10 protein-coding genes and 1 pseudogene are annotated in these 12836 nt (G+C 63.2%); 7 read left to right on the top strand and 4 right to left on the bottom strand.

Going from position 1 to position 12836, the window contains the following annotated elements; genetic code table 11:
* The coding region (locus tag IQ782_RS27070) for a hypothetical protein (protein ID WP_240989612.1) at positions 1-1488 on the top strand (1488 nt) is incomplete at its 5' end.
* Between the two features lie 254 nt (positions 1489-1742).
* On the opposite strand, the gene IQ782_RS27065 is transcribed toward IQ782_RS27070, so the two are convergent.
* Positions 1743-2660, bottom strand: coding sequence for a LysR family transcriptional regulator (locus tag IQ782_RS27065; protein WP_194137794.1), 918 nt, complete (start codon positions 2658-2660; stop codon positions 1743-1745).
* 104 nt (positions 2661-2764) lie between these two features.
* Here IQ782_RS27065 and IQ782_RS27060 point away from each other — a divergent pair, with 104 nt between their 5' ends.
* Together IQ782_RS27060 and IQ782_RS27055 are read left to right on the top strand one after the other, a co-directional pair.
* Positions 2765-3997, top strand: a complete 1233-nt coding sequence (locus IQ782_RS27060; protein WP_194137793.1) for an HlyD family secretion protein — start codon at positions 2765-2767, stop codon at positions 3995-3997.
* Positions 3994-5541, top strand: a complete 1548-nt coding sequence (locus IQ782_RS27055; protein ID WP_194137792.1) for a DHA2 family efflux MFS transporter permease subunit — start codon at positions 3994-3996, stop codon at positions 5539-5541. The genes IQ782_RS27060 and IQ782_RS27055 overlap by 4 nt, the downstream gene beginning before the upstream one ends.
* 14 nt (positions 5542-5555) lie before the next feature.
* Here the strand turns inward: IQ782_RS27055 and IQ782_RS30045 are convergent, their stop codons facing one another.
* The 3 genes from IQ782_RS30045 to IQ782_RS27040 all read right to left on the bottom strand — a co-directional run bounded on the left by IQ782_RS30045 (position 5556) and on the right by IQ782_RS27040 (position 8764).
* Positions 5556-5726, bottom strand: coding sequence for a hypothetical protein (locus IQ782_RS30045; protein WP_240989611.1), 171 nt, complete (start codon positions 5724-5726; stop codon positions 5556-5558).
* Positions 5727-6351: 625 nt separating this feature from the next.
* On the bottom strand, positions 6352-6804 hold the full coding sequence (locus IQ782_RS27045; RefSeq protein ID WP_240989610.1) for an NUDIX hydrolase: 453 nt from the start codon (positions 6802-6804) through the stop codon (positions 6352-6354).
* Between the two features lie 529 nt (positions 6805-7333).
* Positions 7334-8764, bottom strand: coding sequence for a DUF6880 family protein (locus IQ782_RS27040; protein WP_194137791.1), 1431 nt, complete (start codon positions 8762-8764; stop codon positions 7334-7336).
* A gap of 179 nt (positions 8765-8943) precedes the next feature.
* Here IQ782_RS27040 and IQ782_RS30460 point away from each other — a divergent pair.
* The 4 genes and pseudogenes from IQ782_RS30460 to IQ782_RS27020 all read left to right on the top strand — a co-directional run.
* A pseudogene (locus IQ782_RS30460) lies at positions 8944-9676 on the top strand (IS30 family transposase); the annotation flags it as partial.
* Positions 9677-10274: 598 nt separating this feature from the next.
* Positions 10275-11405: an SLBB domain-containing protein gene (locus IQ782_RS27030; protein WP_194137790.1), complete on the top strand. Its 1131-nt coding sequence runs from the start codon at positions 10275-10277 to the stop codon at positions 11403-11405.
* 18 nt (positions 11406-11423) lie between these two features.
* Positions 11424-12131: an IspD/TarI family cytidylyltransferase gene (locus IQ782_RS27025; protein WP_194137789.1), complete on the top strand. Its 708-nt coding sequence runs from the start codon at positions 11424-11426 to the stop codon at positions 12129-12131.
* Positions 12128-12832 carry an SDR family NAD(P)-dependent oxidoreductase gene (locus tag IQ782_RS27020; protein ID WP_194137788.1) on the top strand — a complete coding sequence of 235 codons (705 nt, stop codon included), beginning with the start codon at positions 12128-12130 and terminating at the stop codon, positions 12830-12832. Before IQ782_RS27025 ends, IQ782_RS27020 begins: the two co-directional genes overlap by 4 nt.
* Positions 12833-12836: the final 4 nt, after the last annotated feature.

The following is a 12836-nucleotide window of genomic DNA, read 5'->3' as shown; positions in this document are numbered from 1 at the left end:
TGCCCGCCGTGGCATCCTGATCAGACCCGGACCTCTCCGAAGGTCGACGCTCCTACACCACGCGCGGGGGCACTATCCGTCGGATCGACGGCAGGCTTGATCCTGAGCCTGTCATATCCTGCGCAGGTGTACGGAAGCATGCAGTTCCTGCGAGATTTTGCACGAGAGGTCGGTGCAGTTAAGCCGGTAAAAGCATGGGCAGATCGCGCATTGATCAATGGCACACCGACCCTCGATCCAAGCCTTATTGCCGGCAATGTCGCTGTCAACAATGCCCTCGATATCAAATACTACAAGCAACTCGCCTTGTCGCCGAAGTCGGTGCTCGAACATGAGCGCTCGCCTTTTTTCCTCGGTGTGGGCCACAGCTATCTGAAGGCCTATGGCGACACCATCAGCGCCATTAACGGCTCATGCGACTTCGTTGACGGCCAGTTTCCCGATCCCGAGAGGTGGGAAGCGGACACCCGTCGGCTGCATGCCGGATGCAACGAAGGCTTCCCTTATGGTCCGCGGCCGCCCTATGCCGAGATCGGCCTGCACCACATCTTTGAAGGTCAGGCCCGCTTTTGTCAGATCCAGTTCCTGGCATCGGTCGGTGGCCCCGAACTGCTTCAGACCTATCGCGACGCTGGCTATTTCTCGCCGCTCTACGGGAATGCCTTCGAGCTATTTCTCAAGCTGACGGCCACAGAATGGCCGGAGCGCTATGACGACCCGCTGGTCGGCCTCTTCCTCCTGATCTGCGATCTGGCGATCAACCCCACGCGCGGTTTTCCGCTTGATATTGAGCATTTCGACGACCTTATCAGAGACGTGGATGCCGGGGCTCGGTTCACGCGTCTGTGTCTGGCAGCGGCGGAGGCGCCGGAACTTGCGAAAGGCGTGCAGACCTATTCTGCCCTCGAGTATGATTATATCGCAGGTCGGCTGACCGACCGTTGCGGCTATGACCATCCGCATACCGCCCTAGAAGCGGTCGCGGGTCTGTTGGGGGATGGTGGCCCAGTCGATGCGCTAATGGAGGAGCATCGCACATTTAGCTTTAAGGCCGTGAACACCCCGGTGCGCGTCATGGTCGCGCACTATATCGCCTTCTGCCGCGACAAGTTGAAGCGGCCCGAATTCTTCTGCTGGCCCGGCATGTGGCTGGCTGGGGAGAAGGCAACGCCGGAGGAGAGCGCTCTCTTTGTCGATCATCTGTCCCTCTTTCAGGACCGCGCCGATACTGAGCAGATCTTTCCGCGCGCTATGCCCGGTCGCAGCGACCAGAACACCAAGATGCTCGTGCAGACCTTTTTCACTAGCATGCTCGCGTATGATCTTGCGCTGCAATGGACCTTGCAATCAGGACATTTCCGCTACGACTTCAAATGGCTCACCGGAAAGAGCGAAAATGGCGCGCTCATCGCGCTCGCAAAGCGTCAGTTTGAACAATATTACGGGATCGATCCTGATACCTGCTCCCTGATCGATCCGCAGGCCTAGACCAGGAGCGCGCGCTTGCGGTGGCGATGTGGCGTCGAGTGCTGTTTCTGCATACTCGCCTCAGATGAACGGCAGTTTCGCCCTGCATCGCTACGACATATCCCCGAGTTTGTTGTTGCACCCGCCGTAGGGCGGCTTTGGGCTGAAACCGGTCATCTGCTGCGCTTGGTACGAAAGTCGGCTCTGGGCCGAAAAGCATATGATCGCGCAGGTCGCCCGGCCCTTCCTTGAAAGTGCGACCAGACGATTGCCGCTTAGCTATCGCGCTGGTGGCCGGACATTGCCTTCCATGCGAATTCGGCGAGCAGGTCGATGAAGACGCGCACGGCGGGGATGCTGGCGCGGCGGGGGGGCAGGCAGGCGTAGCCTTCGATCATGGGGCCGGCGTGGCGCGGCAGGGCGCGGACGCACAGGCCCGCGCGGACCATGAGGTCGCCCAGCACCGCCGGGAGCAGCCCGACGCCACTGCCGCCCTGCAGGATGCCGAGGACCACCGCCGGGTCGCCGACGCTGGCGAGCGGTTCCGAGGTCAGGCGGACCACGCCGCCTGCCTCGTCGCGCAGGGTCCAGTCCTCCGGCAGGCCGGGGGCGCGGATCACCACGCGGCCAAGGGACTCGACCGAGACAGGGTTCTCCGGGTCGATCTCGCCCAGCCTTGCGGCTGGGATGTAGAGTTGCAGCGGCGAGCGCATGATGCGCCGGACTACGAGGTAATCCTCGGACGGCTGGCCGATGCGCAGCATGACGTCGATGTCCTCGGCCAGCGGGTTTGGCGCGGTGCCGGTCACGATGACCTCGGCGCGGACCTGCGGAAAGCGGCGGTGCAGTTCGGCCAGCACCGGGCCCAGAACCTGTTGTGCGACCATGGCCCCGGCCGCGATCCTGAGCCGCCCCTGCGGCATGTCCGTTGCGGCGCGCAGCACGGCCTCGGCCTCGCGCGCGAGGGCGGCGGTGCCCTCGGCGACGGAGGCGAGCGACGCCCCCGTCTGGGTCAGCCGGAAGCCTTGGGTGGTCCGGTCGAAGAGCGGCGTCCCGGCGGCGTCTTCGAGCCGCGCCAAGGCGCGGGACAGGGTTGCCTTCGAAGCCCGCGAGCGGCGCGCGGCGGCGCTGATGCCGCCTTCGGAGGCGATCAGGTGGAAGGCCAGCAGGTCATCGAGGCTGAGTGGGTCCATCGCCTTTTTCGTTTCAAAATTGGAACGTCACTTACCACATATGGCCATTTTCGAAACGGCACAATCCGTTAGGTAGGGAGGTCGAGACTGCCAGGACCCATGCCATGCGACACGCCAAAGCCCCGAAGACGCCCGCACAGACGATCACCGCCGATCCTCGCCGCATCGTCGAACCGCTGAACCCTTCGTCGGAGCAGGCCAAGGCTCCCGCCGAACTGCCACGGCCCGCGTCCGTGATCCCCGACGAAGGCGACCAGCCGACTGCCGCGGAAAGCCCGACGCCGAAGAAGCGTTCACGCCTCAAACCGATCCTGGTTGTCGCCGCCGCTAGTGCCGCGCTGGCGCTTGCCGCGCGGACCGGCGAGCAGTGGTGGACCGTCGGGCGCTTCATCGAGTCGACCGAGGATGCCTACCTCCAGGCGGATATCGTGTCGCTGGCGACGCAGGTCGAGGGCACCGTCGCGGCGCTGCCCTTCGCGGATAACGCCCGGGTCAAGGCCGGGGACGTGCTTTTGACGCTCGATCCGACCACCTTCGAGGCCAGGTTGCAGTCCGCCCAATCGGATGTCGCCGTGGCGCAGGCCGCGCTCTCCAACGTTGATGCCAAGGAGGCGCTGCAACGCGCCCGCATCGCCTCTGCCGAGGCCGAGGTCCGCAATGCCGAGGCGCAGCGCGACCTTGCCATCACCCGCGATGGCCGGACGCAGAGCCTCGTGAAGAAAGGGGCCGTGGCGCAGGCCACGGCGGATGACGCCGCCGCAGCACTGGAAGGGGCCGAAGCCGCGCTGCGCAAGGCCCGCGCGGCCCTTCAGGTCGAGGAGGGCCAGATGGACATCCTCGCCAGCGAGCGCACGCAGCAGCAGGCCAGCCTTGTCCGGGCCAAAGCCGCCGAACGGCTGGCGCGGATCGACCTCGACAACACCACCATCCTTGCCCCGCGCGACGGCATCGCCGGCAACATCGGCATCGCCGAAGGGGAATACCTCCGCGCAGGCACCCGCTTCATGAGCCTCGTGCCGACCGGGGACGACATCTATGTCACCGCCAACTTCAAGGAGACGCAGGTCGCCGCCTTCCGTCCCGGCATGCCCGTCGAGATCGAGGTCGACATGCTGCATGGCGCGCCGCTGCACGGCACGATTCAAAGCCTCGCCCCGGCCACCGGCAGCGAGTTCTCCGTGCTGCCGACCGACAATGCGACCGGCAACTTCACCAAGATCGTGCAGCGCATCCCGGTGCGCATCCACCTCACCGACGCTGGCGATCACCCACTGCGCGCAGGGGCCTCGGTCGTGGTCAATGTCGACACGCGCGAAGGCACCGGAGCCCACAAGTGAGCGACGATTTCATCCCGAAAGGCGGCACCTTCGGTTTCTTCCTGATGGTCTGCGGCATGTTCATGGCGATCCTCGACATCCAGATCGTCGCGGCCTCGCTGCCCGACATCCAGGCGGGCGTCGCCGCCTCGCTCGACGAGGTGACCTGGGTGCAGACCGGCTACCTCGTGGCCGAGGTGGTGATGATCCCGCTCTCGGGCTGGCTGGCGCGGGTCATGTCGACGCGCTGGCTGTTCACCGCGTCTTCGCTCGGCTTCACGGTGATGTCGCTGGCCTGCGGCTTCGCCTGGGACATCACCTCGCTCATCGTCTTCCGCGCGCTACAAGGCTTCCTCGGCGGCGCGATGATCCCGACGGTCTTTGCCGCGAATTTCAAGCTCTTCCCGCCACAGAAGCAGATGATCGGCACCGTGGTCATCGGCCTGACGGCGACCGTCGCGCCCTCCATCGGCCCGACACTCGGCGGCTGGCTGACCGAGCAACTCTCCTGGCACTGGCTCTTCTTCGCCAATGTCATCCCCGGCCTGCTGATCACAATAGCCGTGCCGATGATCGTCGACATCGACCGCCCGAACTGGAGCCTTGCCCGCCGCATTGACCTTCCCGGCATCGTGCTGGTGGCGGGCTTTCTCGGCTCGCTGGAATTCGTGCTGGACGAAGGGCCGCGCGCCGACTGGTTCGACAGCCACGAGATCCTCGCTTTCGCGGTCGTCTCGGTCCTGTCGGGCGTCCTGCTGTTCTGGCGGGCGCTGACGGTGGAGGACCCGATCGTCTCGTTCAGCCCGTTCCGCAACCGCAACTTCACCGTGGGCTGCATTCTGACCTTCGTGCTGGGCATCTGCATCTACGGGCAGAGCTTCATCCTGCCGCAGGTGCTGAGCCGGGCGCGCGGGTTCAACTCGCTCCAGATCGGCCAGGTGATGTGGGTCACCGGCGTGGCGATGTTCCTGACGGCTCCCCTGGCGGGGCGGCTGAGCGCAATGCTCGACCCGCGCGTCATGCTGGCGATCGGTTTCCCGATCACCGCCGTTGGCCTTTGGCTCAACGCGCATATGACGGTCGAGGTCGGCTTTGCAGAACTGGTCTGGGCGCAGATCCTGCGCGGCTCGGGGCTGGTGCTTTGCATCGTGCCGATCACCCAGGCGGCGCTGGGAACGCTGCCGCTGGCCGATGTGGGCAACGGTTCCGGCCTGTTCAACCTGTTCCGCAACATGGGCGGCGCGCTGGGTCTGGCCATGATCAACACGCAATGGGACGGGCGCTACGACCGTCATTACTGGTGGCTGGCCGAGCGGCTGAACAACACCAGCGCCGACGTTCAGGACCGCCTGTCCGGCATGGCCGCGGCAGTGGGCGGAGGCGGGGTGCTGCGCGGCGACCCCGACCAGATGGCGCTGCAACAGATGGCGCGGATCATCTCCGGGCAATCGACCATCATGGCGTGGAACGACGTGTTCTGGCTGATGGCGGTGGTCGCCGCCTGCTCGACCCCGCTCGTCCTGCTGCTGGCCAAGCCAAGGGCGGAACAGATCGCGGCGCATTGAGGGCGCGCGCGTCGCTATCCGCCGATCATCGCCGTCTCGATGGTCTCATCGTCACCGTCGGACTTCATGGCGTCCGCGATCAGGTGATCGACCGTGTCCTTGAAGTATGCCATCAGTTCCGCGTGCAAGGCGCGGAACTCGGCGCCAACGGTCTTGTCGAAGGCCTCCGGCTGGACCCGGACCATGACCGTGGTCTGCCGTTGCCGCGGATACCGATAAGGCTGCACACAGGCTTGCGGCACAATGCGATGAAGATACGAACGGCCCATGCATCCGGGAGCGAATATTGAAGCTCGGTCTCCTTCTCCCGTGCCGAGGACTTCAGCTTCTCGGCCAGCCGATCCCGGGCTGCACCGGCGGCCGCCCTTTCGCCGGGTGTGGCGCCCCGGGCGAAGAGTTCTTCGAGGTTCTCCAGCTTGGCGCGGATGCCTTCGGATCGGTCCACAGGGGTCTTTCTTTGTGAAGTTGGACCTGCCGTGCGACGCGGTTCGGGTCAATGGCCCGTGTCCTCATCGAGATACGATGACCTGACACCTGCAGGTCTTGCGATGACGGGAAAATTCCGAGGGTTGAAACCGGTTTTGTGTGTTTTGCCCAGTTCGAATAGTACCTGCCGCCCGACGATGCTGCATCACGCCGGCAATGACCAGTTCGGGGAAGCTGCGCCGCAGTGAAGGGCCATGCCGTGAGAGGCGGCTTTGGGCCCGGAGCGCCCGCAAGGCCTGGCGCGCCAGGGTGAGGGGCCTGCCGCGCCGCCGCAGGTCTGCTTTCGAACTCGGACCGGTCATTGGGACGCGGTCGGAGCCAGGCTCATAGTGCGATTTCAGCACCGTGCCGAGCGACCGTTGCCACGTCGAGGCTGAGTGCAAGTTCCTTTGCCTCTAGCGCGTCTAGCGGAAACCAACGAGCCTCCAAGGCATCATCACCGGCAACTGGGTCACCCGATACCCAAGCGCAGAGGACTGCCACGAGGACGTAGTGATGGCGCACCATTCCGTTCTCGTCATGGTCGAAGGCGTCGACTGCCGTGAAAACGCGCTGCGCTGTCGCCCGCACTCCAGTTTCCTCGAAAAGTTCTCGGATTGCGGCGTCTTGGAGGCATTCCCCGAGGTCTACTTTTCCTCCGGGGAAGCCCCACTTGCCAGCATCAGGCGGATTGGCGCGTCGCACCAGCAGCACGTGACCATCCTTAAATACTGTGGCGATTGTCGCGACGACAGGCCGGACCGGAACAGGGTTCATATTGCTCACGTCTGCTAGCATGCTGAATCCTTTGCACTACACCAGGCGGACTTTCCACTAGCAAGGGAGAGAGGCTGACGCGCACATAAACGCATTTGTTGACGAACGGCGAGTTTGTCCCGCGGAGCTGACCTTGGCGTGCCAGACCTTGCTGCACGATGCCACCGATGTCCGGTTCCGGGAAGCTGCGACGCAGCGCGGCCAGCCAAGCGAATATCCGGAGAGGGCCGGTCACGTCATGATGCGGGACCATCGATCGCCCCATCGCTATGTCCGCTCACTGCGTAAAGGTGTCATTCTAGGAATACTTCTTTAGGGTCGCACAAGGCTCTGGTTAGTGCGGTGTTGGCCTCGGGCAACTGGCAGTCTTGATCTCAGTGCCGTCACGCATCGTCGCGGCGATAGCGCTGGATGCCCGGCGAGCCTTGAAGCCGCGGACAGTCGATCCTCGCCAGGAACGCTTGAAATGGCAGCTCTCTGCGCGCAGATCGAATGCGCAGGGATGACCAGGGGTTGCTGTCGACCAGGTGACGACCCGCGGGAGTTACCCTTACCGCAGACGCTCCCAGAAGGCCGATTTCCTAGCATGGGCTTTGCGCAGCGCTTCAAGATAGTCCGCGTTCGACAGATGCATGCCGTAATCGAGGATCTCGGCATCCGCGGCGGCACAGTCCATCAGGTGCCGGGCGGCGTGGCCGTAGCGCCCGGAGCGCGCGCTACCCAGCGCGAAGTCGATCATCGCGCGCCACAGCAGCACGGCAGCGAGCGGGTGGCCGGTGGCGAGGGCGTCGGCGAGCTGGGTCAGGACCTCGTAGGCGTCGCCGTCGATCTCCTCGCTGCGAGCTTCGGTCAATTCAGCCGCCAGCGGCAGGTCGGGGGCCTGCAGGCAGTAGGCCAGCGCCTTCTCGACCGGTTTGTAGGCGAGGACGATGCGGCGCGCCGCGTCCGCGGCCTCGATGTCCTCGAAGTCGGGAAGCATCTTGAGATGACGGCGCAGCGCGTCCGGGCAGAGCCGCCGCTCGAAGCGGGACCAGAGCGCAGCGCGTAGGTCGTCCTTGCGGCCGAGCGCCTCAAGGCAGGCGAAATGCGCTTCGTCCAGTTCGGGCGTGTCGAACCATGGATCGACGCTGTCGCCGGGGAGAGCGGTCTCGATCAGCCGCAGCGCGTCCTCGGGGCGGCCCGCCGCCAGCAGCCGGGTCGCGGCGGAGGGGGCGATCGTCGAGTAGGTCAACTGCTCGGGGGTGTACTGCGCGAGCCAGCTATCGACGTCGCCCTCGGCATCGGCCACGTCCTGCAGGATCATCTCCGCCGTGCGGTTGCGCCCGGCAAGGGCGCGCTCGGCGCGGGCATCGCGGTCGGAGATGAACTCGTAGCGGGCAAGATCGGCCTTGCTCAGCGGCGCTTCGCAGGCCGCCTCGGCCAGCGCCTTGAGGCGGAAGAGGCCGGTGCTCCCGAGCGCCTCGGCCAGTGCGGGAATGGCGTGGTCGAAGGCGCCGTAGCCATCGTCCGAGATCGCCTCGAAGACGCTGTCGGCCAGAACTTCGGGGTTATTGCCCAGCCTCGGCGCGAGCCGTCCGATCGCCGCCATCGCCTCGCGCATGACATCGCCGATGGTGCCCCAGCTGTCGTCGGTGCGCTCATGAATGCTGGCGGCGAGTTGAAGCTGCGCCCAGAGCAGATCGAAGGCCGCGTCCGGAGCATCCGGCGCAATGCTGGTCTCGATGAGAGTCGTCAGCTCCGCCAGTTCCTGCGCCAGCTTCTTCTGCGCCTTGCGGGAGATGAAGCTGCGGCCGCGGCGGATCGAGGCGAAGCGTTTGCGCAGGTCGGCGGTGATCGCTTCTGGCCCCAGATCGGCGGAAAGCGCCATGCGCACCCGACGCTGGCGCGCCGCGTCGCCTTTCACCGCCTCGAGGAGCAGGTCGGCCAGCGTGTCGGCACCCAGCTCGAGGAGGTTCTTCTTGTTCAGAGCCTTGCCTGCCATCGGGAACCTCCTCGTATGCACTAACCTTGCGCCGGATCATGCGCGCCGCCGCGCGCTTTGCAAGCATGCGTTGGATGTGGGAAGGGCGCCCAATGGGCGCCCTAGATGTAGATCCCGGAAAAAACTCAGCCTTCCACGGGAAAAACTCAGGTGTCTCTTACACTCGTGAGCGGCCCAGGATCGAAGATCCTGCTGATTGCAAAGCCACCGGTCTGCAGGATTGCCACAGAGATCGGTCGGCATGGTTCGACCATCCACCGCGAGATCGAGTGCAATGTCTTCGCGGAAGACACTGAAGACGTCGCCCACCTCAATCGCTCTCACGGCATGGTTGCGTGGCGCAAAGCCACCGATCGCCGTGACCCGAGGCGCAAGTTGACCCGGCTGTCCGAGCTGCGCGGCGGTTGTCGACCGTCTCAAGGCGGGATGCTCGCCGGAGCAGAACGCCGGGCGGCTGCGCTTCGAAGGTCTGGCCGTGACCGTCAGTCACGAGACCATCTACGCCGACGTCTATGGCCTCGAGGGCCGTGCCGATGGGTTGGTGCGACATCTGCCGAGCCGGCGTAAGAAACGCAGGCCCCGGTACGCACGGCGGTCCCGCAACCAGGTCTTCCCGCCCGAACGCTCGATCCATCAGCGCCGCGAATACGTTAAAACGCGGGAAAGATTCGGAGAATGGAAGGTGATCTGATGATTTTGGAGTGCGCACAAGGCTCGAAGAACGTCGCAACGCTGGACGAGAGAAATACACGCTTCGCGGTCCTGGTCCGGAACAACGATCGCAGCTCCACGGACTTCATGAACAGCTTGATGAACGTGATGATGCCGCTGCCCCAAGCCGCTCGTACATCGATCACCTTCGACCGCGGGTTCGAGTTCCGCGACCGGAGAAAGATCGAGACCGACATCGGGTGGCGCACGCCAACGGAAGCCTTCAGCGAAGAACTGATGACGCTGAGATAGCGCCGACCCTGTCGCAACGCCCCTTGAGCTCACAGACTGCAGATGCAACCGGTTATAGGTCAATGATCTGACGCGTGGTCTCGTTGGCAAATATGTAGATCTCTATGGGATGCCCGGCGGGCGCATCCGAAGAGACCGCGTGAACGGGCCTCTTCCGTCGCTGTCGCGGAAAGGTTCCTGTCCCATGCGAGGGCAGTTATCCGGCAGATCCGTGATCTGCCCAATTTTTCTGCCAAACAAGATTTATCACCCTCAGATTCGAAAATACATTGCGATTTCCACTCGGAATACGAGGGCATGGATCCGAAACTTACCCAGGGTTATATTTATTCCAATAGCGGAACGACACTATGTTACGCCGCGGAATTGTTACATTATTGTTACATTTTAATGCTGCCCGCGCATTGGTTTGAGATATTTCGAAAGGCCGAGCATTGAATGGATTCTTAAACTTCTGATAGCGGGTGCCTCGGCGACTTATCGCTTATCCGATGCACTTCCCCCGGTGTGACCATGCAACTGTAAGAAGACGGGCTGTTCCTCTCCGATGAAACTATCCACTACGCTGCTCATCGGCTTATCCCAGATCGGCTTGATCGGATGTTCAGCGATGCCGAGTCAGGGGCCAATGGCTGGATCCATTTCGACGGAACACGACGAGCAAAGCGCACCGGGATATTCGATTGTCGATGTTACGCCGCAAGTTTCGGACAGTTTGAGCGCCTCGGCCCCAAGGCTCTTGAATACGAACTTGGGTGCTGCGAGCAATGGGCGGGCCGTTCCCCGCGTTCAGATCGGCGACACGCTCCGACTGCAAATCTGGGAGAGCGATGAGCGCGGGCTGTTCAGTGCGCCGGGATCCAAATCGACGGACCTCGCGGCCACCGTCTCCGCGTCCGGTCAAATCTATGTCCCCTACGTCGGGACCATCGACGTGCTGAACCTCGAGTTGGAAGAGGTTCGACGCCGCGTGGCCAAGGGGCTCCAGGGCAAGACCGTCGATCCCGAGGTGGTGGTGAACCTTGCGGACAGCGGTGCCCAATCCGTCTCGGTCCTCGGCGACGTGCGGGCGCCCGGTCGGTTTGCCCTTCGCGAAAGCGGGCTGAGGCTTGTCGACGCGGTGGCGCTCGCAGGGGGGGCGAAGGAGCCGGGTTACGACACGATGCTGCGGCTCGTGCGCGGCGGAAATGTTGCGGAAATCGCGCTGGACGACGCGGTCAGCATCCCCCGAAACAACGTTTGGCTGCTCCCCGGCGACACGGTCGAACTGACCTATGAAGCCCGCAGCTTCTCTGTATTCGGTGCAGTAAAATCCAGTGGGCTGAAACACTTCGAGACGCGGGAAGTCACCTTGGCCGAGGCGCTGGCCGCAAGTGGCGGGCTGAACGACAGCCTTGCGGACCGCGGCGGGGTGTTCCTCTTCCGCTTCGAACCCGCAGAGCATTTGCGCGAGTTCGGCGTCGCCCGGCCTCCGAGGAGCCATGGCCCGCTCGTTCCGGTGATCTACCGGTTGGATTTCTCGCAAACCGAGGCGTTCTTCATGGCCAGCCGGATCCAGGTCAGGGATCGCGACATCATCTACGCGGCGAACGCGCCGGGCGCCGAGGTCAGCAAATTCATCGAGATGTTCCTAAGGCCGCTCATGGCGTCCGCCTCGGATTACACGGATCTCCAGTAGGCAACGAGAAGCATGGTTATGCGGCACACCCAGGTCACCCCTCACGTATCCTTCGCCCTGCTGTCGGGCGGCACAGGCTCGCGCGCGGCGCACAGTGAGCCCAAGCAATTCTACAGCCTGGGCGGTCACCCGATGGTGGCCCACTCCCTCATTCCTGCGGTTCAGGAAGCGCGCATTGGTGAAATCATCATCAATGCTCCCGATGGCTTCGAAGATCGAACGCGGGAGATCATGGACGCCTATTGCGGCGGAAAGCCCTACAAGATCGTGCCATGCGGCGCTACACGGCAGGAAAGCTGCCGAATTCTGGCAGAAGCTGCGGAATTCGACACATTGGTATTGCATGAAGCAGCGCGACCCTTCATGGGAAAAATATTGCTTTCGGAGATTATTGACGCCGGGGAAATCAATATCGGATATTGCGCCCCCATTCCTTTTTCAATGTGCAAGATCGATGCATACAGCGGTCAATTGGTCGCGAACATTCCTCGCTCAGAAATATTCAACATCCAGCTGCCTCAAAAATTTTCGACCCCAATTCTTATCGAGGCCCATCGTAAAGCTGCGGCATTGGGGCGAGAATATACGGAAGACACCGTACTGGTTTCTGAGATGCTTGGGACTTCGATCCACACTTTGGAAGGTCCGAGCAGGAACATCAAAGTCACGACACCGGAAGATTTCCACATCGCCGAAAGCATCCTGAAAAAGGTCCAAATGACATGACATCTACTGTATTGGTGAGCGGAGCGTCGCGCGGAATCGGCTACGAAACGGCCAAAGTCCTTGCTCATCCTGACAGCCATTTCGATTGCATCGTCATGGTCGCGCGCCCTTCGCCAGCCTTCGACACGGCCTTCCATGAAGTCTGCGCAGTGGCGGGCAACCGTAGCGTCATCCGCATCGACGCGGACCTCGCCGATTCGACGGCGACCGATGCGGTCTTCGACAGCCTCGACGAGCAGGGAATTCGGGTGACGGATGTGGTGAACAATGCCGGGTTCACCAAGCCGGCCTCGATCAACGAGATCGCGCTGTCCGATTTCGAGTTCACCATGCGGGTCAACGTCTTTGCGCCCTTCCGGCTCGTGCAGGAGGCCCTAAAGCGTGGGCACCCGTTGAAGAAGGTCATCAACATCGCCTCGACCGCGGGCATCAACGGCCGGGCCGGCTGGCTTACCTACTCGGCCTCCAAGGCCGCCGTGATCAACATGTCCGAGGTCATGCGCGAAGAGTTGTCGCCCTATGGAGTCGAAGTGGTCTGCCTGTCGCCCGGACGGTGTGCGACGGACCTTCGCCGCGTGCTTGCGCCCGACGAAGACCCCAAGACCATCATGCAGCCCCAACAGGTTGCCGAAATCATTCGCGTGATGACGTCCCCACTTGGCAAGCTACTGAATACCAACAACCTTGTTGTGAGAACCTGACCTA

Source organism: Salipiger mangrovisoli (genome assembly GCF_015223355.1).
Taxonomy (GTDB): Bacteria; Pseudomonadota; Alphaproteobacteria; order Rhodobacterales; family Rhodobacteraceae; genus Salipiger; species Salipiger mangrovisoli.
The sequence above is the reverse complement of the archived record's forward strand: the minus strand, read 5'-3'. Positions and strand labels throughout refer to the sequence as shown.

What these genes read in the sequence shown, in the direction of transcription:
- IQ782_RS27065 (WP_194137794.1), bottom strand. Translation starts at nt 2,660, where the DNA reads ATGGACCCACTCAGCCTCGATGACCTGCTGGCCTTCCACCTGATCGCC.
- IQ782_RS27060 (WP_194137793.1), top strand. Translation starts at nt 2,765, where the DNA reads ATGCGACACGCCAAAGCCCCGAAGACGCCCGCACAGACGATCACCGCC.
- IQ782_RS30045 (WP_240989611.1), bottom strand. Translation starts at nt 5,726, where the DNA reads ATGGTCCGGGTCCAGCCGGAGGCCTTCGACAAGACCGTTGGCGCCGAG.
- IQ782_RS27045 (WP_240989610.1), bottom strand. Translation starts at nt 6,804, where the DNA reads ATGCTAGCAGACGTGAGCAATATGAACCCTGTTCCGGTCCGGCCTGTC.
- IQ782_RS27040 (WP_194137791.1), bottom strand. Translation starts at nt 8,764, where the DNA reads ATGGCAGGCAAGGCTCTGAACAAGAAGAACCTCCTCGAGCTGGGTGCC.
- IQ782_RS27030 (WP_194137790.1), top strand. Translation starts at nt 10,275, where the DNA reads ATGAAACTATCCACTACGCTGCTCATCGGCTTATCCCAGATCGGCTTG.
- IQ782_RS27025 (WP_194137789.1), top strand. Translation starts at nt 11,424, where the DNA reads ATGCGGCACACCCAGGTCACCCCTCACGTATCCTTCGCCCTGCTGTCG.
- IQ782_RS27020 (WP_194137788.1), top strand. Translation starts at nt 12,128, where the DNA reads ATGACATCTACTGTATTGGTGAGCGGAGCGTCGCGCGGAATCGGCTAC.